Annotated in this window: 20 protein-coding genes and 1 pseudogene; 9 read left to right on the top strand and 12 right to left on the bottom strand. The window is 71.1% G+C overall.

Annotated elements, in window-relative coordinates:
* Positions 1-849: a PaaX family transcriptional regulator gene (locus ABTZ59_RS04560; protein ID WP_351390466.1), complete on the top strand. Its 849-nt coding sequence runs from the start codon at positions 1-3 to the stop codon at positions 847-849.
* Here ABTZ59_RS04560 and ABTZ59_RS04565 read toward each other — a convergent pair.
* Together ABTZ59_RS04565 and ABTZ59_RS04570 are read right to left on the bottom strand one after the other, a co-directional pair.
* The gene (locus ABTZ59_RS04565; protein WP_351390954.1) at positions 836-3,127 is read right to left on the bottom strand and encodes a bifunctional salicylyl-CoA 5-hydroxylase/oxidoreductase; all 2,292 of its coding nucleotides are present in this window, start codon (positions 3,125-3,127) and stop codon (positions 836-838) included. The two genes, ABTZ59_RS04560 and ABTZ59_RS04565, sit on opposite strands and share 14 nt — an antisense overlap.
* Entirely contained in the window at positions 3,127-3,960 is an 834-nt protein-coding gene (locus tag ABTZ59_RS04570) for an enoyl-CoA hydratase family protein (RefSeq protein ID WP_351390469.1), read from the bottom strand. The genes ABTZ59_RS04565 and ABTZ59_RS04570 overlap by 1 nt, the downstream gene beginning before the upstream one ends.
* A gap of 328 nt (positions 3,961-4,288) precedes the next feature.
* Between ABTZ59_RS04570 and ABTZ59_RS04575 the strand changes: the two genes are divergently transcribed.
* Positions 4,289-4,696, top strand: coding sequence for an ATP-binding protein (locus tag ABTZ59_RS04575; RefSeq protein WP_351390472.1), 408 nt, complete (start codon positions 4,289-4,291; stop codon positions 4,694-4,696).
* A gap of 96 nt (positions 4,697-4,792) precedes the next feature.
* Here ABTZ59_RS04575 and argF read toward each other — a convergent pair whose 3' ends face one another.
* The 9 genes and pseudogenes from argF to ABTZ59_RS04620 form a co-directional block, all read right to left on the bottom strand.
* Positions 4,793-5,809: an ornithine carbamoyltransferase gene (gene argF / locus ABTZ59_RS04580; protein ID WP_351390475.1), complete on the bottom strand. Its 1,017-nt coding sequence runs from the start codon at positions 5,807-5,809 to the stop codon at positions 4,793-4,795.
* Positions 5,810-5,940: 131 nt separating this feature from the next.
* Entirely contained in the window at positions 5,941-7,173 is a 1,233-nt protein-coding gene (locus ABTZ59_RS04585; protein WP_351390478.1) for an arginine deiminase, read from the bottom strand.
* Between the two features lie 123 nt (positions 7,174-7,296).
* Positions 7,297-8,211, bottom strand: coding sequence for a homocysteine S-methyltransferase (gene mmuM / locus ABTZ59_RS04590; RefSeq protein ID WP_351390480.1), 915 nt, complete (start codon positions 8,209-8,211; stop codon positions 7,297-7,299).
* Positions 8,212-8,294: 83 nt separating this feature from the next.
* Positions 8,295-9,218, bottom strand: coding sequence for an LLM class F420-dependent oxidoreductase (locus ABTZ59_RS04595; protein WP_351390483.1), 924 nt, complete (start codon positions 9,216-9,218; stop codon positions 8,295-8,297).
* 145 nt (positions 9,219-9,363) lie between these two features.
* A pseudogene (locus ABTZ59_RS04600) lies at positions 9,364-9,849 on the bottom strand (DUF6099 family protein); the annotation flags it as partial.
* 144 nt (positions 9,850-9,993) lie between these two features.
* Positions 9,994-10,344, bottom strand: a complete 351-nt coding sequence (locus ABTZ59_RS04605) for a nucleotide pyrophosphohydrolase (protein ID WP_249952969.1) — start codon at positions 10,342-10,344, stop codon at positions 9,994-9,996.
* Positions 10,341-11,486, bottom strand: a complete 1,146-nt coding sequence (locus ABTZ59_RS04610) for an AAA family ATPase (protein WP_351390487.1) — start codon at positions 11,484-11,486, stop codon at positions 10,341-10,343. The genes ABTZ59_RS04605 and ABTZ59_RS04610 overlap by 4 nt, the downstream gene beginning before the upstream one ends.
* A gap of 55 nt (positions 11,487-11,541) precedes the next feature.
* Positions 11,542-11,946, bottom strand: coding sequence for a cell division protein SepF (locus tag ABTZ59_RS04615; RefSeq protein ID WP_351390491.1), 405 nt, complete (start codon positions 11,944-11,946; stop codon positions 11,542-11,544).
* A gap of 234 nt (positions 11,947-12,180) precedes the next feature.
* Positions 12,181-14,274 (bottom strand): amylo-alpha-1,6-glucosidase, encoded by a 2,094-nt coding sequence (locus ABTZ59_RS04620; protein ID WP_351390494.1) that lies wholly within the window; start codon positions 14,272-14,274, stop codon positions 12,181-12,183.
* 156 nt (positions 14,275-14,430) lie between these two features.
* On the opposite strand from ABTZ59_RS04620, the gene ABTZ59_RS04625 reads away from it, so the two are divergent.
* The 7 genes from ABTZ59_RS04625 to ABTZ59_RS04655 all read left to right on the top strand — a co-directional run bounded on the left by ABTZ59_RS04625 (position 14,431) and on the right by ABTZ59_RS04655 (position 21,495).
* Complete coding sequence (locus tag ABTZ59_RS04625) at positions 14,431-15,480, top strand: LacI family DNA-binding transcriptional regulator (protein ID WP_351390497.1); 1,050 nt, start codon at positions 14,431-14,433, stop codon at positions 15,478-15,480.
* 107 nt (positions 15,481-15,587) lie between these two features.
* On the top strand, positions 15,588-16,835 hold the full coding sequence (locus ABTZ59_RS04630; RefSeq protein WP_351390500.1) for a sugar ABC transporter substrate-binding protein: 1,248 nt from the start codon (positions 15,588-15,590) through the stop codon (positions 16,833-16,835).
* 5 nt (positions 16,836-16,840) lie between these two features.
* Complete coding sequence (locus ABTZ59_RS04635) at positions 16,841-18,004, top strand: carbohydrate ABC transporter permease (RefSeq protein WP_351390504.1); 1,164 nt, start codon at positions 16,841-16,843, stop codon at positions 18,002-18,004.
* On the top strand, positions 18,001-18,942 hold the full coding sequence (locus ABTZ59_RS04640; RefSeq protein ID WP_351390507.1) for a carbohydrate ABC transporter permease: 942 nt from the start codon (positions 18,001-18,003) through the stop codon (positions 18,940-18,942). The genes ABTZ59_RS04635 and ABTZ59_RS04640 overlap by 4 nt, the downstream gene beginning before the upstream one ends.
* Before the next feature lie 218 nt (positions 18,943-19,160).
* The gene (locus tag ABTZ59_RS04645) at positions 19,161-19,772 is read left to right on the top strand and encodes a ferritin-like domain-containing protein (protein WP_351390509.1); all 612 of its coding nucleotides are present in this window, start codon (positions 19,161-19,163) and stop codon (positions 19,770-19,772) included.
* On the top strand, positions 19,769-20,500 hold the full coding sequence (locus ABTZ59_RS04650; protein ID WP_351390511.1) for a ferritin-like domain-containing protein: 732 nt from the start codon (positions 19,769-19,771) through the stop codon (positions 20,498-20,500). Before ABTZ59_RS04645 ends, ABTZ59_RS04650 begins: the two co-directional genes overlap by 4 nt.
* Before the next feature lie 125 nt (positions 20,501-20,625).
* Positions 20,626-21,495 carry an endo alpha-1,4 polygalactosaminidase gene (locus tag ABTZ59_RS04655; protein WP_351390514.1) on the top strand — a complete coding sequence of 290 codons (870 nt, stop codon included), beginning with the start codon at positions 20,626-20,628 and terminating at the stop codon, positions 21,493-21,495.
* Positions 21,496-21,534: 39 nt separating this feature from the next.
* Here the strand turns inward: ABTZ59_RS04655 and ABTZ59_RS04660 are convergent, their stop codons facing one another.
* Positions 21,535-22,671 (bottom strand): DUF5954 family protein, encoded by a 1,137-nt coding sequence (locus tag ABTZ59_RS04660; RefSeq protein ID WP_351390518.1) that lies wholly within the window; start codon positions 22,669-22,671, stop codon positions 21,535-21,537.
* Positions 22,672-22,685: the final 14 nt, after the last annotated feature.

Here is a 22,685-nt window from a genome sequence, read left to right on the forward strand (position 1 = left end):
GTGGCCGAGCAGCACACCCCCCGATCCCTGATCGTCACTCTGTACGGCGCGTACGGGCGCACACCGGAGGACACCCCACTCGCCGTGGCGGAGCTGATCCGTCTGCTGGGGGTCCTCGATGTGGACGCGCCGTCCGTACGTTCCTCGGTCTCCCGGCTCAAACGCCGTGGCCTGCTGGTCCCGGAGCGTACGGCGCGGGGCGCGGCCGGATACGCGCTGTCGGCCGAGGCCCGCCAGCTGCTCGACGACGGGGACCGCAGGATCTACGCCGGGCCCGCGCCCGCGTTGTCCGACGGCTGGGTCCTGGCGGTCTTCACCGTCCCCGAGTCCGAGCGCCACAAGCGCCATCTGCTGCGCTCCCGGCTGGGCAAACTGGGCTTCGGAACGGCGGCGCCCGGGGTCTGGATCGCGCCGGGCCGGCTGTACGAGGAGACCCGGCACACCCTGCGGCGACTGCGGCTCGACTCGTATGTCGATCTGTTCAGCGGGCACCATCTCGGCTTCGAGGCGACGGCCGACGCCGTGGCCCGCTGGTGGGATCTGGACGCGATCGCCACGCAGCACGAGGAGTTCCTCGACGCGCACGAGCCGGTGCTGCGCGCCTGGGAGAGCCGGGGCTCGGGCTCGCACCGGCCCGGGGGCTCCGGCTCGGCGCGGGACGCGTACCGCGACTATCTGCTGGCCCTGGACTCCTGGCGGCATCTGCCCTACGCGGATCCCGGTCTGCCCGCCGAACTCCTTCCGGAGAACTGGCCGGGAGAGCGGTCCGCGGAGGTCTTCACCCGTCTGCACACCCGGTTGCGGGACAGGGGTCTGGCGTTCGTGGAGGGACCGGTCAGCGAAGAGTGAGGCGCGGCTTCGGGTCGTCGGCGCGGCCTGCCGGGGGTGTGCGGCTGCCCGCGCGGTACGGCGCCGGCCATGGCGCGGCCGGGCCCTCGTAGCCCTGGGCCGCGGCGGCGTGCAGTGTCCACTGCGGATCGTGGAGATGGGGGCGGGCGAGCGCGCACAGATCGGTACGGCCCGCGAGCAGCAGGGAGTTGACGTCGTCCCAGGACGAGATGGCCCCCACGGCGATGACCGGTACGGACAGGGTGTTACGGATCAGATCGGCGAACGGGGTCTGGTACGAGCGGCCGAACTCGGGCCGTTCGTCGGCGACGACCTGGCCGGTCGACACATCGATCGCGTCGGCGCCGTGTGCGACGAAGGCACGGGCGATCTCGACGGCGTCCTCGGGGGTGGTACCGCCCGGCGCCCAGTCGGTGGCGGAGATCCGGACCGTCATGGGCCGGTCGTCGGGCCAGTCGGCGCGGATGGCGTCGAAGACTTCGAGCGGAAAGCGCAGCCGGGCGGTGAGCGAACCGCCGTAGGCGTCGGTACGCCGGTTGGTCAGCGGGGAGAGGAAGCCGGAGAGCAAGTAGCCGTGGGCGCAGTGCAGTTCCAGCAGATCGAAGCCGCAGCGCTGGGCCCGTCGGGCGGCGGCCGTGAACTGTTCGCGGATCGTGTCGAGTTGACGACGGTCGAGCTGGTGCGGGACCTCGCTGACGCCTGGCCGGTACGGCAGCGGTGAGGCGGCGACGAGTGGCCAGCCGCCCACGGGCAGCGGCTCGTCCATGCCCTCCCACATCACACGTGTGGCGCCCTTGCGCCCGGCGTGTCCGAGTTGGACACCGATGGCAGTGCCGGGTGACCGCGCGTGCACGAAGTCGGTGACCCGGCGCCAGCCGTCGCCCTGCTCCCGGTTGTAGAGGCCGGCGCAGCCGGGGGTGATGCGGCCCTCCGGACCGACACACACCATCTCGGTCATGACAAGCCCGGCACCGCCCAGGGCACGGGCCCCGAGATGGACGAGATGGAAGTCGCCCGGGACACCGTCCACGGCGGAGTACATGTCCATCGGCGAGACGACGACGCGGTTGCGCAGGGTCAGTCCGCGCAGCCGGAAGGGCGTGAACATCGGCGGGGTGCCGGGCGGGCAGCCGAAGTCCCGCTCCACCGCCCGGGTGAACGCGGGGTCGCGCAGCCGCAGATTGTCATGCGTGACCCGGCGGCTGCGGGTGAGCAGTCCGAAGGCGAACTGGCGCGGCGGCTGGTCGGTGTAGGTGGCCAGCTCCTCGAACCAGCGCAGGCTGGCGGCGGCGGCACGCTGGGTGGACTCGACGACCGGACGACGCTCGTTCTCGTACGCCGCGAGCGCGTCCGGCAGCTCCGAGCGCTCCTCGATACAGGCGGCGAGCGCGAGGGCGTCCTCGACGGCGAGCTTGGTGCCGGAGCCGACGGAGAAGTGGGCGGTGTGGGCGGCGTCGCCGATCAGGACCGTATTGCCGTGACTCCAGCGTTCGTTGACCACGGTGCGGAACGCGCTCCAGGACGAGGCGTTGGCGCGCAGCGGACGTCCGCCGAGCGCGTCGGCGAAGATCCCGGCGCAGCGTTCCGCCGACTGCCGCTCGTCGAGGTCGCCGAATCCGGCCGCTCGCCAGACCTCTTCGCGCATCTCGACGATGACCGTGCTCCGTGCGCCCGCGGCGCCGTTCGCGTAGGGGTAGCCGTGGAGTTGCATCACGCCGTGCTCGGTCTCGGCGATCTCGAAGCGGAACGCGTCGAGGGCGAAGTCGGCGGCGAGCCAGACATAGCGGCAGCGATGGGTGGTGATCGTGGGGGCGAAGACCTCGGCGTGGGCCTCGCGGGTGAGGCTGTGGATCCCGTCGGCGGCGATCACCAGGTCGTGGGTGGTGGCGAGTTCGGCGGCGGGCGGGGACTCGGTGCGAAATCGCAGCCGTACGCCGAGGGACGCGCAGCGCTTGTGCAGGATCTCCAGCAGCCGGCGCCGCCCGAGCGCCGCGAAGCCGTGGCCGCCGGAGGTGAGCGTCCGGCCGCGGTGCACGATGTCGATCGTGTCCCAGCGTACGAACTCGGCCTGGAGCGCCCGGTGGACGACGGGATCGGCGTGCTCGATACCGCCGAGCGTCTCGTCGGAGAGCACGACACCGAAGCCGAAGGTGTCGTCGGGCGCGTTGCGTTCCCAGACGGTGATCTCGCGGCCGGGGTCGAGCCGTTTGAGCAGGGCGGCGGCGTAGAGCCCGCCCGGTCCGCCGCCGATGACCGCGACGCGTGGGACGCGGGCCATCAGCGGCCCTGCCACATCGGTGGCCGCTTCTCGGTGAAGGCGGCGTGGAACTCCCGGTAGTCCGCGCCGTTCATCAGCAGCGCCTGGGTGGCGGCGTCCAGTTCCACGGCGGCGGCGAGCGGCATGTCGAGCTCGGCGGTCAGCAGGGCCTTGGTCTGCGCGTGGGCGAGCGCCGGGCCTTCCGCGAGCCGGCGGGCCAGCTCGGCGGCGCGCGCGTCGGCCCCGCCCTCGTCGGTGAGTTCGCTGATCAGCCCGATCCGTTCGGCCTCGGCCGCGGCCACCGGCTCGCCGAGCATCAGCAGCCGGGTGGCGTGCCCGAGCCCGACCACGCGGGGCAGCAGATAGGCCGCGCCCATGTCGCCCCCGGAGAGGCCGACCCGGGTGAAGAGGAAGGCGAAGCGGGCGGAGGGGTCGGCGATCCGGAAGTCGGCGGCGAGCGCGAGGACGGCGCCGGCGCCCGCGGCGACCCCGTGCACAGCGGCGATCACCGGGAAGGGGCACTCCCGGATCGCCCGGACCACCTGGCCGGTCATCCGGTTGAAGTCCAGGAGCCGGGCCGTGTCCAGGGCGAGCGTGGCGCCGATGATCTCGTCGACATCGCCGCCGGAGCAGAAGCCGCGGCCCTCACCCGCCAGGACAAGGGCGCGCACGGAGCGTTCCCGGGACAGTTCGGCGAGGAGATCGCGCAGATCGGCGTAAGCGCCGAAGGTGAGCGCGTTGAGTTTTTCTGGGCGGGCGAGGGTGACGGTCGCGACCCCGATGTCCGGGTCGCGGGTCAGGCGCAGATGGCGCCACTCCTCGGTGCGGGGCACGGAGCCGGTGAACGGGCTCATGGAGTGCGACCTCCTTCAGCGAACCTCGACGAACCTCGGCGGCCTTGGCGAGCTTCCGCGCCACGAAAAAAATATCACCTAAATCTGACTCCCGTCACGGGTGCGCGATACGTCCGTGACGGGCCCGCGACGCGTTCGCGCCCCTTTCGTAACAATTCCGCGAGATACCACCCGTACGCCGTCAAAGGTCCTGATGGGCAAGGGCCATTGGTCCCGTGTCAGGCGGGCCGGCGCCTCTTGTTAACCCGCTCACGCTCCGTATGGTTGAACGTGATAGCAATTGCCCCCGCACCCCTGCCGTACGTGTGCCCTGATCGGATCGCCCGCCATGCCAGAAGCCGGGGACTCCCCCTGGAGAGTCACGCTGCCCCACACTGTCGAAGCCGTGCCGATCGCGCGCGCCCTCGTCCGTGACGCTCTGGCACATCTGGAGGAGCCGGTACACAGCGACACGGCGGAGCTGCTCACCGCCGAGCTCGTCGCCAACGCCATACAGCACACCCCGGGGAGCGATCCGATCGAGCTGGTCGTGGAGCTGCTGCCGACCGGTTGCCAGGTCGAGGTGCACGACTGCGACCCGGAGCCGCCGGGCAATCTGTCGCACCCCGGGACGATGCCGGATCCATGGCAGGAGGGCGGCCGGGGCCTGCCGCTGATCAGTACGCTCAGTGCCGCCTGCGGCCACCGCGCCACGGATCAGGGCAAGGCGGTCTGGTTCACGCTTCCGGCGTTCTGAATCCAGCCCGCCCTCTGTGGCCGCTCCACTGGGGCCGTCCGCCGCTCCACTGGGGCCGTCCGCCGCCCCACTGGGCCGTCCGCCGCACCGGCCGCCCTACTGGGCGGCGCCACTCCCGGACAGCGTCGCGACCAGCACGGCCTTGATGGTGTGCATCCGGTTCTCCGCCTCGTCGAAGACGACCGAGTACGGCGACTCGAAGACCTCGTCGGTGACTTCCAGCTCCGTCAGGCCGTGCCGCTCATGGATCTCCCGGCCCACCGCCGTACCGAGATCATGGAAGGCCGGCAGGCAGTGCAGGAACTTCACGTCGGGATTGCCCGTCGCGCGCAGCACGTCCATCGTCACGGCGTACGGACCGAGCGCCTTGATCCGCTCGTCCCAGACCTCCTTGGCCTCCCCCATCGACACCCAGACATCGGTGGCCACGAAGTCCGCGCCCGCCACGCCCTCGGAGATCTCCTCGGTGAGTGTGAGCCGCGCCCCGCTGCTCGCGGCGGCCTCGCGGGCCAGGGCGAGGATGTCGTCCGAGGGCCAGTAGGCGCGCGGCGCGACGATCCGTACGTCCATGCCGAGCAGGGCACCGGTGACCAGATACGAGTTGCCCATGTTGAAGCGGGCATCCCCGAGATAGGCGAAGGCGATCTCCGTCAGCGGCTTGTCGGTGTGCTCGGTCATCGTCAGCACATCGGCGAGCATCTGCGTGGGGTGCCAGGCGTCCGTGAGGCCGTTGAAGACCGGGACGCCGGCGTACGCGGCCAGCTCCTCCACGGTCTCCTGGGCGTCCCCGCGGAACTCGATACCGTCGAACATCCGCCCGAGCACCCGTGCGGTGTCCTTCGCCGACTCCTTTTTCCCGATGTGCGAGCCGGCCGGGTCGATATAGGTGGTGGAGGCACCCTGGTCCGCCGCCGCCACCTCGAAGGCGCACCGGGTGCGGGTCGAGGCCTTCTCGAAGATCAGGGCGATGTTCCTGCCGCGCAGTCGCTGGACCTCGGCGCCCGCCTTCTTCGCGGCCTTCAGTTCCGCGGCCAGATCGAGCAGACCGCGGAACTCCCCGGCCGTGAAGTCCAGCTCCTTGAGGAAGTGGCGGCCTTCGAGGTGTATGGCCATGATGGCTGCTCCTGGGGCGCGAGTCGCGAAGGGGGGCGAAGATACCGGACACTGGAACTATATACGACAACCTGCATCGCTATACAGCCCAGCGCCCCGTTGTCGCCGCACCGCGTCCCCACACCGCATGCCTACACCGCGTCGCGTTCCACCGGGCAGCTCATACAGCGCGGCCCGCCCCGCCCCCGGCCCAGCTCGCCGCCCGGGATCTCGATCACCTCGATGCCCTGTTTGCGCAGATGGGTGTTGGTGGTGACATTGCGCTCGTAGGCGACGACGACCCCGGGCTCGACGGCGAGCACATTGCAGCCGTCGTCCCACTGCTCGCGCGCCGCCGAGTGCACATCCTGGGTGGCGGTCAGCACCCGGATGTCCGCCAGGCCGAGGGCCGCCGCGATGGCACGGTGCATATGCTCCGGCGGATGGTCGGTGACCTTCAGCTCCCGGCCGTCGGCGCCCGGTTCGATGGTGTACGAGCGGAGCATGCCGAGGCCCGCGTACTGCGTGAAGGTGTCGCCGTCGACCATCGTCATCACGGTGTCGAGATGCATGAACGCCCGTCGCTTGGGCATGTCGAGCGCCACGATCGTGGTGGCGGAGCCTGCCGCGAAGAGCCCGCGCGCCAGCATCTCGACCGCCTGCGGAGTGGTCCGTTCGCTCATCCCGATCAGTACGGCGCCCTTGCCGATGACCAGGACGTCTCCGCCCTCGATGGTGGACGGGTAGTCGTGCTGCCCCTCCGACCAGTGATGGAAGGCCCCGGCGGCGGGCCCGGTGAACAGCGGGTGGTGTGTGTAGATCGCCTCGAAGTGCACGGTCTCGCGCTGCCGGGCGGGCCAGCGCATCGCGTTGATGCTCACGCCGTCATAGATCCAGGCCGAGGTGTCCCTGGTGAAGAGATGGTTCGGCAGCGGGTCGAGCAGGAAGTCGTCCAGCTCCATCGCGTGGAAACGTACCGACACCGGCTCCGCGTGCTGCTCCAGGAACTCCCGCTTGGTCATCCCGCCGACCAGCGCCTCGACCAGATGGTCCGTGGGCAGTTCGTCGAAGATCGCCCGGAGATGGCCGGTGGCGAGCGGCCCGTACTCCTTCTCGTCGAAGACCCGGTCCAGGACCAGCCGCCGGGCCGCCGGGAGGTCCAGGGACTCCCGCAGCAGATCACCGAAGAGATGCACCTGAACCCCCCGCTCGCGCAGGAGCGCGGCGAACGCGTCGTGCTCCTCCTGGGCGCGGCGTACCCAGAGCACGTCGTCGAAGAGCAGTGTGTCCTTGTTACCGGGCGTGAGGCGTTTCAGCTCCAGATCCGGGCGGTGCAGTATGACGCGGCGCAGCCGCCCGGTCTCGGAGTCGACATGGAATCCCATGTCTCCCATCCTCACCGCATGGAGCGCGGCTCACCCGGTGAACGGCCGAGTCCGGCGTTCAACACGGCGAGCGTAGGGTGCGAGGAGTGGCCCAGAGCCCGGCGGCGGGAAGAAGCGCGCCGCTCAGCGTGCCCCGTCCGCGCCGGTGAGCGCGCTCAGCTCCGCGATCCGCTCCGGCCCGACCCGGCAGCAGCCCCCGACGAGCCGCGCCCCCGCCGCCTGCCAGGACCGTACCCTCGACGGGTCGAACGTGGCGTCCCCGCGCCAGCTCCGCGTCCCCGCGTCCCAGCGCTCCCCGCTGTTCGGATAGACGACGACCGGCTTGCCGGTCACCGAGGCGGCCGGCTCGACCGCGCCGTCCGTGTCCCCCGGCTCGCAGCAGTTGATCCCCACCGCGATCACCTGGTCGTCGCCGGACGCCAGGGCGAAGGCATCGGCGAGCGGCTGTCCGGCCCGGGTGCGCTCGCCCTCGATGGAGTACGAGAGCCAGACCGGCACCCCGCAGCCGGCGGCGGCCCGCAGCAGCGCCTCCGCCTCGTCGGTGTCCGGGACGGTCTCCAGGGCGAGCGCGTCGGGACCGGCCGAGGCGAGGGTCTCGATCCTCGGCCGGTGGAACCGTTCAAGCTCCCGCACCGACAGTCCGTACCGGCCCCGGTACTCACTGCCGTCGGCGAGCATCGCGCCGTACGGTCCGACCGAGGCCGCCACCCACACCTCGTCCCGCTCCGCCTCGCCCGCCCGGCGCGCCAGCTCCACGCTGCGCACCAGCAGCGCGCTCGCCGTGTCAGGCGACACCCCGCGCCACGCGAACCCCTCGTATGTCGCCTGATAGCTGGAGGTGATCAACACCCGCGCGCCCGCCCGTACATACGCCAGATGGGCCGCCTCGATCTGCTCGGGGCCCTCGACGAGCAGCCGCGCCGACCAGAGGGCGTCGGACAGATCGCAGCCCTGCGCGGCGAGCTGGTTGGAGAGACCGCCGTCGAGAACGACGGTCCCTTCGGCGAGGGCGGCGGCAAGGGTGCGGGTGGGTTTCACGGTCGCTCCAGTACGCGGTACGGCAGGTGCGGGGGCAGGGACCAGGCCCTGCCCCTGCCCCGCTCCCATCCAAACGAAAGACCCTAGTTCAGCTGGGACTGGACCTGTGAGGAGATCAGCTCCAGATGGTCGAGGTCGTCCAGATCCATCACCTGGAGATAGATCCGCGACGAGCCGACCGCGCCGTAGCGCCCGATCTTGTCGACCACCTCGTCGGGCGAGCCCGCGAGCCCGTTCACCTTCAGCTCCGCCACCTCCCGTCCGATGGCCGCGGCCCGGCGGGCCACCTCCGCGTCGTCCTTGCCGACACACACGATCAGCGCGTTCGAATACACGAGATCGTCCGCCTCGCGCCCCACGGCCTCGGCGGCCGCCCGCACCCTGGCGAACTGCGCCTCGGTGTCCTCGATGGAGGCGAACGGAAGATTGAACTCGTCCGCGTAACGCGCGGTCAGCCGCGGGGTGCGCTTCGCGCCGTGGCCGCCGATCAGGATCGGCACCTTGCGCTGCGCGGGCTTGGGCAGCGCGGGTGAGTCGGTCAGCTGGTAGTACGTGCCGTCGTAGGAGAAGGTCCGGCCGGTCTCCGTGGCCCAGAGGCCGGTCACGATCGCCAGCTGCTCCTCCAGCCGGGGGAACTTCTCCTTGGGGAACGGAATCCCGTACGCCTTGTGCTCCTCCTCGAACCAGCCCGCGCCCAGGCCCAGTTCGACCCGGCCGCCGGACATCTGGTCCACCTGGGCGACCTGGATGGCCAGCACACCCGGCAACCGGAACGTGCCGGCCGTCATCAGCGTGCCGAGGCGGATCCGCTTGGTCTCCCTGGCCAGCCCGGCCAGGGTGATCCAGGCGTCCGTCGGCCCGGGGAGCCCATCGGCGGACCCCATCTTCAGATAGTGATCGGAACGGAAAAAGGCGTCGAAGCCCAGGTCCTCAGAGGCCTTGGCCACGGTCAGCAGTGTCTCGTAGCTCGCCCCTTGCTGGGGCTCGGTGAAGATTCGAAGATCCATGTCCTCCATCCTGCACCTTCGGGCAGGGCTCTCCGTTGACGTCCCGGCCGATCCTGCTCTCCCGCTCCCCCTCCCGCTCCTTCTGCCGCTGCCGCTGCCATTCCAGCCCGAGCTGCCGCTCCTCGCGCTGACGCGCCCACTCCCGCTCCCGCTCGCGATCCCGCGCGACAAGCCGGCGCAGCATCACGCCCACCCGGTCATTGGACTCGTCGGCCGCGTCGATCGCGTCGATGCACTGCCAGTACAGCCCTTCCTCGTCCGTGGCGCACGCGACCGCCACCAGCGCGATCCCGACCTCGCCCAGCAGCGCGCCGAGCCCGGTCAGGGCCGCCCGGATATCGGCCACCCCGGAGAGCTGTCCGGCCCGTATCCGGCCGATGCGCGGCGCCGGACGGTCCGGTAACCCCGCCAGTCCTTCGAGCGGTCCGTCCGGCGGTCCGCAGTCCTGCCCGCCCCCCTCGGCCAGCTCCCGCGCCTCGCTCTTCAGCTCCTTCGGTCCGTTCAACGCCAACTGGACACCGATCGCCCGGGCCAGGCTCTGCGCCTGCCAGGCCTCCGCGATGACATCCCACTCGTCCGTGCTCCCGGCCAGGGCATGCCGGCTCACTCCGATGAGCCGTTCCGCATCCATCCGCAGCCCCCGTTCGTACGACAATCCTGCCCACGCGTTCCACTACCCAGAGTGATGCATTGGCGGCAGAAAGGCCAGAGCAATGCGGAAATCTCTGGACAGCAGGCTCGTTGTGCATAACTCGACGACTCCATAGAGTGACGATCAGGAAGAATCGCGGCCAACCGCCGGTCGCTTGGGCGGGTAGCGGACCTCATTCCGGTCCATCTTGTCGGCGAGCGCGACGAGCGGATCGATCCCCAGCACCTCGCAGAACTGGAGCAAGTAGGCGAGCACATCGGCGACCTCGTCCGAGACCCGGTGGGCGGAGTCCGGGTCCTCCATCACCCGTGCCGACTGCTCGGGCGTCAACCACTGGAAGATCTCCAGCAGTTCGGACGCCTCGACGCTCAGCGCCGCCACCAGATTCTTGGGGGTGTGGTACTGCTCCCAGTCGCGCGCCGCCGCGAACCGGGCCAGTCTGCGCTGCATTTCCGCTACATCGAGTTCCGTCACGGATCCAGGTCTACCACCGTCACCCCGGCGACCCCCCGCGCGCAGGAGGCGTCCGAGACCGCCCCGACCAGGGTGATGCGCCCCTCCGCGCAGACCGCCGAGGCCAGCGAGAGCAGTTCGCGCGCCTGCCGCCGGTCCAGGCTCCGGTCGAATCCGTCGGCGAGGACGGTGAGCGACCGCAGCGCCGTGGGCACCTCGGGGGTCTGGTCACCGGCCAGTACGCCCGGGCCGGTGACCAGTACGAGCGCGAGCGCCAGATATCTCAGCTCGCCCTCGCCGAGCCGGCCCACGGGGGTGGCGGCCCGGGCGCCCGAGGCGTCCCGGGCGAGCAGCGCGCGTACCGTACCGTCGGCGAGCTGCTCGACGGCGAGTTCCGTCACCGGCCCCGCGCAGCCGGCCCGCGCGGCGGCGGCCAGCCGGGCCCGTCGGCGGGCGCAGCCGTCGCGCGAGCGGTCCAGCGTCCGGTCGAGCACCGCCGCCAGATTCTCGCAGCCCCGGCGCAGCCGCCCCTGTCCCGCCGCCACCGGATACCGCATGAGCTGCGGCTGCGGGTCGCAGACGAAGACGGACCGCAGGGCCAGCACGGTCTGTTCGGCCGCGGCGAGCACCAGCGACTCGCCCTCCGTGCGGCCCCCCACCCGCAGCGGGAGCAGCGCCGTGCCCAGCCGGTCGTCGGGGAGCGGGGCCCGGGTCACCGGTACGGCGCCGGCCGTGTGCCAGGCCGCCTGCACCGTGGGCCGCCCCGGGTCGCGCAGCGCCGTGGTGAGCAGGGTCTGTCCACGACCGGTCAGCCGCTCGCCGACGATACGGAGTTCGGGCTCGGCCTGGACGGCGAGATCGAGCCGTACGGGACCGACCGGGCCGTCGACGGTGCAGCCGATCCGGAAGCCGCGCCGCCCTTGGGCGTCGGGCACGGCCCGTTCCGGAACGCAGGCCACCGGATCCGGGAAGACATCGGCCAGGAGCGCGCCCGCACCAAGCCTGGCGAGCGACTCGTAGGCCCGCAGCGCCGTGGACTTCCCGCTGCCGCTCGCTCCGGTGAACAGCGTCATGGGGCTCAGGGGAAAAGCCGCTCCGCGGTGCGAGGTGAAGGCGGAGAGCCGCAGTTCGGTGAGGGTGGGACGCGCGCGGGTTGCTTCCATGGCCGGACCGTATGCGGCTCAAAAGCTGGCGAACCGTTACGCCTTGGCCACCTTCCTACGATCGGGGGACGGCGTCGGCCGCGATCCCCTCCACCTCCGTGCCGATCGGGGCCAGCAGGAAGACGTTCTTGTCGACCCGGTGCATCCCGCTGCCGAGCCCGAAGACGACCCCGCTGCTGAAGTCCAGGATGCGTTTGGCCACATCGGGCTCCGCGCCGGTCAGATCCAGCAGTACCGGAATCCGCGCGATCAGATGGTCGGCGACCTCCCGCGCGTCAGCGAACACCTGCACCCGCAGCACGATGAAGCGCCGGTTCGCCGCCTTGAAGTCCTCGGGGACGGTGCGGTGATCGACCCGCGAGGGCCACTCGTTGCGACCGCGCAGCGGCACGACCTGGGCCAGGCCCTCCCACTGCTCGTCGGTCGCGTCGTATCCGTCGTACCTGCCGTAGCGGCTCATCGGACCACCCCGCCCGTACGCTGTGTCTGCATCCGGCCATCCTCCCGCGCCTCACCCGTTCGGCCCAATAGCGACACGGCCCGGCTGAGGACCGGCTTCGTCGGCCCTGACCGGAAACCGCCGCCGCACCGCCGAAGCGCCGAAGCGCCGACCGAGCGACGCCGGGACCCCGCCCCCCGAGACGGGTGAGTCCGTCTCGCCGGGGCCCCATCCTCACACCGCGCGCCCCTGGCCTCAACGGGGCGTCACGGACTCCCTCTTCACCTCCAGGCCCGCCGGCGCCTCGATGTGCGCCGTGCCGTCGGCGGCCACGGATATGTCCAGGCGCCCTCCCGCGACATCGAAGCCCGCCACCTTCAGCGGCCGGTAGGCCTCGGCGAACGCGGGCGCGACGGTGAGGGTGCCGCCGGGGACATCGGCCGAGAGCCCCAGCGCGGACTGGAGGACCAGGACGGACGAGGCCGCCGCCCACGCCTGCGGCCGGCAGGACGCCGGATAGGGCGAGGGCACCGGGTCGGTCGCCGAACCATGGCCGGCGAACAGCTCCGGCAGCCGCGCGTCGAAGCCCGCGGAGGCGGTCAGCAGCCCCGCGGCGAGCCCCGCCGCGGCGTCCGGGAAACCGGCCCTGGTCAGCCCGTGCACCGCGATCGCGGTGTCGTGCGGCCAGATGGAACCGATGTGGTAGCCGTACGGGTTGTAGCCCGCGGAGTCGCTGCTCAGGGTGCGCAGCCCATGGCCCGAGTCGAGGTCGGGCGCGCTGAGCCGGGCGGCCAGCAGGGCGCTCTCCTCGTGGTTGAGCAGGCCCGTGCCCAGCAGATGGCCGAAGCCCGAGGTGACCGAGTCCACCGGCCGCTTGTCCCGGTCGAGGGCGACGGCCGGGTAGGCGCCGCGCTCGTCCTCCACCCAGAAGTGGCTGCGGAACCGGTCGGAGAGCCGCTCCGCCCACTCCTCCCATTCGTCGGCGCCGGGCCGGCCGAAGGCGCGCAGCAGCGCGGCGCCGCCCCGGGCGGCCTCGTAGGCGTACGCCTGGACCTCGCACAGCGCGATCGGAGAGCTCGCGAGGCGTCCGTCGCGGTGCCGGATGGCGTCGCCGGAGTCCTTCCAGCCCTGGTTGGCCAGTCCGCGGCCGGTGCCGTCGATGTACTTCAGGAAGCCGTCACCGCCGGCGTCTCCGTAGTCCCGCATCCAGGCGAGGGCGGCCTCGGCGTTCGGCAGCAGCCGCTCGACCTGGTCGGGGGCGAGCCCCCAGCGCCAGGAGTCGTGCAGCAGCGTGATCCACAGCGGGGTGGCGTCGACCGTGCCGTAATAGGACGGCGGCAGCGAGAAGTTGTCGTGGAAGGTCTGGGTCCCGCGGCGCACCTCGTGCAGGATCTTGCCGGGCTGCTCCTCGGTGTCCTGGTCGGACCTGACACCTTGACGGCGCGCGAGCGTACGCAGCGTACCGGCGGCGAGTTCGGTGCCCAGCGGCAGCAGCATCCGGGCGGCCCACAGGGAGTCGCGGCCGAAGAGCGTGAGGAACCAGGGGGCTCCGGCGGCCAGGAACTGGTCGGCGGGCTCCTCGGGGTCGGTCAGCCGCAGCCGGTCGAGGTCGGCGGCCGACTGGCTGATCCAGTGGTCGAAGCGCCGGTCGGAGCTGCGCAGCACCGGGGTGCGCCAGGGCACGCTGTCCGCGGCCGGGGCGGGGAACTGGTCGCCGTCCTCGTGCGCCGCGTCACCGTGCAGGACGGCGGTCCAGGTCTCCCCGGGCGCCAGCTCGATCTCGTACTCCAGCCGCCCGGACACCGGGTCGGCGGCGGTGGGCACCGGGGTGGAGGAGAGACGTACCGCGAACCCCTGCCTGGACCAGCCGAGTCCGTCCGGGGTGGCGGTCGCGGGGACCGGGCTCTGCGCCTGCCCGGTCTTGACGCGCTCCATCTCGGCGAGGTCGGTGGCGGCGGTGACGATCAGCCGGACGCGGACATGCCGCCCTCCCTCGTTGGAGACCTCCAGCGTCTCCGCCAGCCGGCCGGGGGTGACCTGGCGCTTGCGGTGCAGGGTGACCGCGGGGTCCGCGGTGATCTCGCCGAGGCCGCGCAGCACTCCGCGGAAGGCCGCCCGGTCCGCACCGTCAAAGGCTCCGCGTACCGGCGCGATCGCGATCCCGTCGGCCTCGACCGTCAGCCGGGACAGCGCTCTGCTGTCGGCGTGGTAGAAGCCGTCGGCGCCGCCGTCGATCTGTCCGTCCGCGTGGGAAATCGCGAAGCTCGGCGCGTACAGGGTCACGCAGGCGTCGTGCAGGAACGGCTGGAGGCCCTCGGCCGAGGGGACCGCGGCTGCGACGGAGTTCATAGTGTCGTGGGTCTTGACAGTCGTGGACAACAGAGCAGAACCTCTCAGTCATTGGAGCGTTCCAAGAACCCTAACGACGAGTTCAGCTCGTTGACAATGGCATTGGAACGCTCCAAAAGAACTCATCGATTCGCACAAACCGTCCCGGAGACCGTCATGCCCCGCCCCGCCAACGCGCCCTCGCCCAAGGCCGGTTCAGTAACCCTGGCCATGGTCGCGCGACGCGCCGGGGTCTCCCCGCAGACGGTGTCAAATGCCCTCAATTCGCCCGAACTATTGCGCCCGGAGACGCTGGAGCGGGTTCAGCGCACCATCGACGAGATGGGATACCGCCCGCACCGGGCGGCGCAGACGCTGCGCACCCGCTCCAGCAAGCTGATCGGCTACGGCATACGTCCGAGCGCGCCCGGAATGTCCGCTCCGGTCATGGACCGCTTCCTGCACGCGCTGTCCCAGGCGGCCGACGAGGCCGGCTACCGGATCCTGTTGTTCGCCTCGCCGCCCGGCAGCGCCAGTCTGGACGGGCACGAGGAGCTCATCGATCTGCACAGCGTCGACGGGTTCGTGCTCAGCGGCACCGACCGCGGTGACCCCCGCCAGGCCTGGCTGGCCAAGCGCGGCATACCGTTCGTGGGCTTCGGCCGGATGTGGTCGGGCCGGCAGATAGGCGACTGGGCGGATGTCGACGGCGCCTCGGGCACGGACGCCGCGGTCGAGCATCTGGTGGCCCTCGGGCATCGCAGAATCGCGTTCCTCGGCTGGCCGCGCGGCTCCGGCGTCGGCGACGACCGGGCCGAGGGCTGGCAGCGCGCCATGCGCCGGCACGGTCTGCCGGTGCGCGGCCGACGCGCGCAGAGCGTCGACGACACCACCTCGGCACGGGCCGCCGTGGCACCGCTGCTCGACACGGGTGCGACGGCCGTGATCGCCGCCAGCGACATGCTCGCGATGGGCTGCTACCAGGCGCTGCGCGAGCGGCAGGCCACGCCGGGCAAGGACGTCGCCGTCATCGGCTTCGACGACTCCCCCACCGCCGCCCTGCTCTCCCCCGGTCTGTCCACCGTGGCCCAGCCGCTGGAGGCCGTCGGCCACGAGTGCGTACGTCTCCTGCTCGCCCGGATGTCGGAGCCCGGTGCCCCGCCCGAGCATGTCCTGCTCGAACCGTCCCTCGTCGTCCGCGACAGCACACCCGCTCCGGGAAGCTGACCGCGCCCACCATCGCCCCGGGGCGAAGCACGCACCCGGGCCATCGATTCATCACACGTCTCTCCCGGGCCACAGAGCCGCACGTTTCATCTCTACTGGAGGAATTCATGGTCACCCGCACGGCCGCCGCCGCCGCACTCGTCACCTGCGCGGCGCTCCTGGCCGCCACCGGCTGCTCGTCCAACTTCGACAGTGGCAAGGACCAGGCGCAGGACAAGGCAGAGAAGCAGAAGCTGACCGTCCTGATCGCCACCTCGGGTGACGCCGAGACCCAGGCGGTGAAGGCCGCCGCCGCCGCGTACGCGAAGAAGTCCGGCAACACGGTGACCGTCGAGGTCGCCAAGGACATGAACCAGCAGCTCGCGCAGTCCTTCGCCGGGCACAAGCCGCCGGACGTCTTCTACGTCAACTCCGACCAGTTCGCGAACTACGCCAAGGGCGGCTCGCTCTACGCGTACGGCGACCAGATATCCGACGCCTCGGACTTCTCCGAGCAGCTGCTCACGTCCTTCTCGTACAACGGGAAGCAGGTCTGCCTGCCCAAGGACACCTCCACCCTCGGCCTCGCCATCAACTCCGACCTGTGGCAGAAGGCCGGGCTGACGGAGAAGGACTACCCGAAGAGCTGGCAGGACCTCCAGAGCGTCGCGGACAAGCTCACCACGAACGGCGTCACCGGCCTGGTGACCAGCGACGAGTACCAGCGCCTCGGCGTCTTCATGAAGCAGGCGGGCGGCTGGCTCACCGACGCGGACCAGAAGAAGATGACCGCCGACACCCCGGAGAACGCCGAGGGTCTCGCCTTCGTCCAGTCGATGCTGAAGTCCGGCTCGATGAAGTTCGCCAAGCAGGTGGACACCAGCTGGGGCGGCGAGGCGCTCGGCAAGGGCAAGGCCGCGATGACCATCGAGGGCAACTGGCTCGACGGCGGCATGAAGCTCGACTACCCGGATGTGAAGTACGCCATCGCTCCGCTGCCGGCGGGTCCGAAGGGCGAGGGCACCCTCGCCTTCTCCACCTGCTGGGGCGTCGCCGCCGACAGCACCCACCAGGCCGCGAGCGTCGACCTCGTCAAGCACCTGGCCTCCGCCGAGCAGCAGCTCGCCTTCGCCGACGCGTTCGGTGTGATGCCGTCGCGGACGAGCGCGCTCACGACGTACGCCGAGAAGACGCCGCACGCCAAGGCGTGGGTGGACGGCAGCGCGTACGCGCAGGGCCCGGTCACCATCGCCGGCTTCGACAAGGTGGCGAGCCAGTTCAACACCGACCTCCAGTCGCTGCGTACGGCGGACCCGAAGAAGATCCTCGCCGACCTCCAGCGCAACGGCGAACAGGCGATCGCGAAGGGCAACTGAGCCCCATGCCCCTCCGCACTGTGCGCGCGCCCCGCGCGCACCGATCGACCGGCACACCGGGCGAACCTGACACGCCCGGTGTGACCGGTACGACCGCGACGGCCCGTGTCAGCGCCCCGCGCGCGGGCCGTCGCGGGGACCCGCGCCGGGAAACCGCCTGGGCCTGGCTGTTCGTCAGCCCCATGGTGCTGGTCCTCGGGCTCTTCCTGGTCCTGCCCATCCTCATGGCGCTCTGGGTGAGCCTGCTGAACTGGGACGGACAGTCGAACCCGTTCAGCGGCGAAGCCGACTTCGTGGGCCTGGACAACTACCGGACGCTGTTCACGCAGGACGGTCTCGACCGCACCCTCTTCGCGACCGCCCTGCGCAACAACGCCTACTACGTCCTGCTGACCGTTCCCCTCCAGACCGGGCTGGCGCTGGGCCTCGCCCTGATCGTCAACCAGAAGCTGCTGCGGGCGCGCAGCGCGCTCCGTACGACCTTCTTCTTCCCCTCGGTCACCAGCTCCATCGCCGTCTCCACGGTCTTCCTCTTCCTCTTCCAGGGCAGCGGGGCCGTCAACTCCCTGCTGTCGTGGGTCGGGGTGAAGGGTCCGAACTGGTTCGCGGACCCGCGCGGGGTGCTCTCGCTGATCCTGGGCGGACTGGGGATCGTCGATCCCGAACGGCCCTCCGGGGTGCTGGCGGACCACTCCTTCATGGGGCTCTCGTGGTTCGAGTGGCTGTCAGGACCCTCGATCGCGATGTGCACGATCATCCTGCTGGCCGTGTGGACCACCTCGGGCACCTTCATGCTGATCTTCCTCGCGGCGCTCCAGGACATCCCACGGGAGCTGGAGGAGTCGGCCGCGCTGGACGGGGTCAACCGCCGTCAGCTGCTGCGTCACGTGACGCTTCCCGCGCTGCGTCCCGTGCTGTTCCTGGTGCTCACCCTGGGGCTGATCTCCACCTGGCAGGTCTTCGACCAGGTGTATGTGATGGGCCAGGGCGCCCCGGGCAATACGACGCTCACGCCCGCGTTCCTGTCGTACTCCGCGGGCTTCGACAACGCGGACTTCGGCCAGGGTTCGGCGATCGCGTTCGTCCTGCTCGCCCTGATCCTCTGTCTGACCGGGTTCCAGCGCTGGGTCCTGCGGGAGCGCGGCGCACGTAAGGGGAGGAAGCGATGAGCGCCGGTGGTACGGCCGTACGCGACCGGGTCGGGCGGGCCCGGCTCCGGCGCGGCGCGCGCGACGCCGCCCGCCCGCCGGTCCTTGGGCGGTTCCCGGTCCCGCTGCGGGTGCTGGGGTACTGCCTGGTGGTGGGGGTGGCGCTGCTCTATCTGCTGCCGTTCCTCCTCCAGTTGGTGACCGGCTTCAAGACGGACCCGGACGCGGCGGCGAATCCGCTCTCCCTGCTGCCGACCACTCCGACGACGGCCGCCTACCAGCGGCTGTTCGGGCTGAGCGAGTCGGCGGACGGAGTGCCTTTCCTGCGCTGGCTCTCCAACTCGACGCTGGTCACGGTGATCGTGACCGCGGGCCGGGTGCTGTTCAACTCGATGGCCGGGTACGCGCTGGCGCGACTGCGCTTCCGGGGCCGCACGGTGCTGTTCGGCTTCGTGCTCGCGGTGATGGCGGTGCCCGGGGTGGCCCTGCTCATCCCGAAGTTCCTGGTGCTCAACACCTTCGGGATCTTCGACACGTACACCGCCATGATCCTGCCGCTGCTGGTGGACGCGGCGGGCATCTTCATCATGAAGCAGTTCTTCGAATCGGTGCCGCGCGAGGTCGAGGAGGCCGCGCGGGTCGACGGGGCGGGGGTGTTCCGGATCTTCTGGTCCGTCGTCCTGCCGATGGCCAGGCCCGCGCTGATCACGCTGACGATCCTGTCGTTCCAGGGATCGTGGAACGAGTTCACGCACTTCCTGGTCGCCACCCAGTCAGGTCAGTACGAGACGCTCACCACGGGGCTCGCCCGCTTCATCTCGGGCGGTCTCGGCGGCGGCACGCAGTATCCGCTGAAGCTGGCGGCGGCGCTGCTCTCCACCTTGCCGGTGGCCGCGCTGTTCTTCTGCTTCCAGCGCTACTTCGTCAACGGCGCCAACTCGGGCGCGGTCAAGGAGTAGCGGCCGTACGGCCGGAGAACGGCTCCCGCACCGCACCGCCCCGTCGCCGGGTATGGCGACGGGGCGGTCGCGTTCTCGCCATGGACACACACTGGGCCATAGAGGTGAAACCCCCCGTATGTCCCGGATGTCCTGCCTCTCGGCGGTGCCCGCGTCGCGAATGTGTCGGTGACAGAGAGCACCCGCGGTGGTGCGGGCGCCGAGGAAGGAGGGGCGTGATGGGCGCGGAGCACATCGACACCCGGCTGCTGGAACCCACGACGCGGGACGACATCATGGCGCTGCGGACGGCGGCGTCGCTGGAGAACCTCGCGGTGAGCGTCTACCGCACCGCCGCCGAGTTCCCGTTCATCAAGGACGGCAACGCGACGATCCAGGAGTTCATCGCCACGACCACCCGGCACCACGAGGAGCACGCCAAGGCGTTCAACACGGCGGCCGTCCAGGCGGGCGGCCAACCACAGACCGGGACCGACCCGAAGTACACGGCCGTCGTCCAGAAGGCGCTGCCCGCCGCCAAGACCCCGGAGGACGTGATCACGCTCGCTCTGTCGCTGGAGGACGTGGCCGCGCAGACGTACACCAAGAACGTGGGTCCGGCCGGCACCGCGCGACTGCGCCGGCTCTTCGCCTCCGTCGCCCCGGTCGAGGCACAGCACCGCGCCACCCTGCTGACCATTCAGTCGCTCCTCGGCTCGGGCGACACCGATCTGATCGCGATCCCGACGGACGCCGACACACTGCACGCCGCCGCGGGGACGGTCGGATTTCCCGACGCCTTCTATCCGACGGGCAGGGCATTGCCGAGCTCCGAAGGGGCCGTGCGGTGAGTGCCGTACCCGAACGGGGCCGCCGGGAACCGCCCCTCGCCGGTCCCGCCGGTCACGCCGGTCCCTGCGATGAGACCGAGACCCGTGGACCCGGCCGCCGGAGGTTCCTGCTGGGGGCGGGAGGCGCGGGGGCCGCGTTCCTGCTGCCGTCCTGCTCCGGTGAGAACGACCTGTCCTCGCGATCGCCCGTCGACGAGGCCAGCGTCATCGCGCGCCGCGTCACCTACCCCGGCGATCTGCGGACGGTCGCGCTGGCGGTCGCGCTGGAGAACCAGGCCGTCGGCGTCTATACGTCGGCCCTGGCCTCGGCCAGGTCGGGCAGGCTCGGGACCGTACCGCGCGCGCTGACGAGTTTCCTCGCCGAGGCGATGGCCCAGCACAGCGACCACGCCAAAGCGTGGAACGACGTACTGACCCGCGCCGGCAGGCCCGCCCTCACAGGGGTGCCGCTCTCCGACCAGAAGGAGATCACCACCACGCTGGCCAAGGCCACCAGCGCGGCCGACGCGGCGGCGCTCGCGTTGCAGCTGGAGGAACAGGCCGCGGGGACCTATCTGATGGCCACCTACGGCCTGAAAGGCGCCTCGGAGACGGAGACCGCGGCCACGATCGCCCCCGTCGAGGCGATGCACGCCTCGATCCTGCGCTTTCTCCTGGGCCAGTACCCGGTGCCCGACGCGTTCCTGCACATCGAGCGAGCGGCCAGGCCGAGTCTGCTGACGGTGTGATCCCGTCGCGACGTGCTCCGGGGGCATGCGCCGGGAGCGTGCCCCGGGGCCGGGCACGCCCCGCCCCCGCCCGCGGTGCGAGACTTGCGAGGTCCTTCACGCCGCTCCGGAATCGAGACACCGCCTTGCCGTTCGCCCCCACCGCCCGGATCTCAGTGGCCCCACTGCTCGCGCTGGCACTGGCCCTCTCCGGATGCGCCGCCACCGACACGGCCGACGACTCCGGCCCAACCGCCAAGGAGTCCAAGAACTCCGCCGCCCCCGGTCACGCGGTGCGCGAGCCTCGGGCGAACGATCCCTTCGACTACCAGCTCGGCGGAGCCTACGATCCGCCCGAGGGGGTGCGAACGGTCATCAGGGACCGTACGGCGGCCCCGGATCCGGACCCCGGCATCTACAACATCTGCTATGTCAACGCGTACCAGACCCAGCCGGACGCCGTGGTGTGGTGGCGGAAGAACCACCCCGACCTGTTGTTGCGCGACGCGGACGGCGCCGCCGTCATCGACGAGGACTGGGCGGAACCACTGCTGGACATCTCCTCCGACGAGCGTCGCGACCGGCTGGCCGGCATCGTCGGCGGCTGGATCGACGGATGCGCCGACCGGGGATTCGATGCCGTCGAGGCGGACAACCTGGACTCGTATCTGCGCTCGGACGGCCTGCTCGACCGCGCCGATTCAACCGCGTTCGCGAAACGGCTGGCCGAGCACGCCCACCGGGCCGGGCTGGCGATCGGCCAGAAGAACGCGGCGGAGATGACGGGGGTACGGGACGGGATCGGCTTCGATTTCGCCGTGGCCGAGGAGTGCGCGCGCTACGAGGAGTGCGACGCGTACGCGGACGCCTATGACGACAAGGTGCTGGTGATCGAGTACCGCCGGGCGGACTTCACCGTCGCGTGCCGGGAGTGGGGCGACCGGCTCTCGGTCGTCCTGCGGGACCGGGATGTCGTACCGGCCGGAGAGCCCGGCCATGTCAACGCGCGCTGCTGACAGGCTCGTTGGGCGCGTTCTCGCGCCGACGCCTCCCGGTCAGGCGTCGCGGCCCCGCTCCCGCCGCTGGGCCAGCAGTTCCTTGCGGCGCGCCTCCTCCTCGCTGAAGAGCGCCGCCAGCCGCTGTGTCCTCTCGTCGAGTTCGATGGGGGCGTCCTCGTCGTCGTCCTCGGAGATCAGCCCCTCCGCGACGGCCCGCTGGTGCTGCACCATCACGGGAGGCTGCGGGTCGGGGTCGGAGGGGCGCGGGCCCTCGGGGCCGTCCGGCCCGATACGGACCAGGCGTTCGATCCGTACCACCCTGAACCGTCGTCCCTCCACCTCCACTTCATTGCCGCGCTCCGCGTCCAGCCGGTCGGCCGCGGCCAAGTACGGTGCGCGCCGCTCCGGTTCGAGGCCGAGCTGCCACGGGATCATGACGCGCAGCGCGACGGCGAGGGTGTCCCGCGCGCCCTGCGGTGTGGTGCAGGTGCCGGTGGAGTCGGGCCGCCAGCGCCCGGAGTCCTTCTCCGCCGTCATAAAGGTCGGCGGCAGGAGGACACCTCCGGGGTGCGTGCGGGCCGCGATCCGGGAATCGTCGCGGATCTCGTCGGGTACGGTCCCCGACTTGCGTACGAGGGAGAGCAGTTCGACCTTGAGGATGCCCTGGGACATACCGGTGGCGATGACGGGATCGAAGACGAATCCGGCCGTGGGATCCGGGGCCTTGTGCGACTCGCCGGACGCCATGGGGTCCGGATCGCCCGGGCGCGGGGGCTCCGGTCCGTCGGGCCCCGAGCGTACGTAGCACTCCGCCCGCGCGACCCGGTGGCGGACACCGAGCACGGTCAGCTCGTCGAGGGTCTCCCACTCCATCCGCTCGGCGGCGCGCATGCACTCCTCGTACCCGGCCCGGTCACCGGCCTTCTCGCACTCCTCGGCCCGTCTGCGGAACTGGGAGCCCATGCTGTCGCGGCCGTCCTGCGGGGCCAGCCCCGAGAACGACGAGACCAGCTCCCAGCCGCCCGCCTCGCGTTCGCGCACCACTCCGAAGAGCGGCCCGCCCGCCGAGAGGATGTCCGGATAGCTCTCCCGGGCACGCCATGCCTCCACATCGGCCACCGCCTCGACCGGTCCCGCCGGTCCTGACACCCGGATCGTGCGGTAAGCGGGCACGTTCTCACCAAGCTCAGCCATGCCCCCGAGCATGC

Origin of the sequence: Streptomyces sp. NPDC094034, assembly GCF_040303865.1 — a bacterium.
GTDB lineage: Bacteria > Actinomycetota > Actinomycetes > Streptomycetales > Streptomycetaceae > Streptomyces.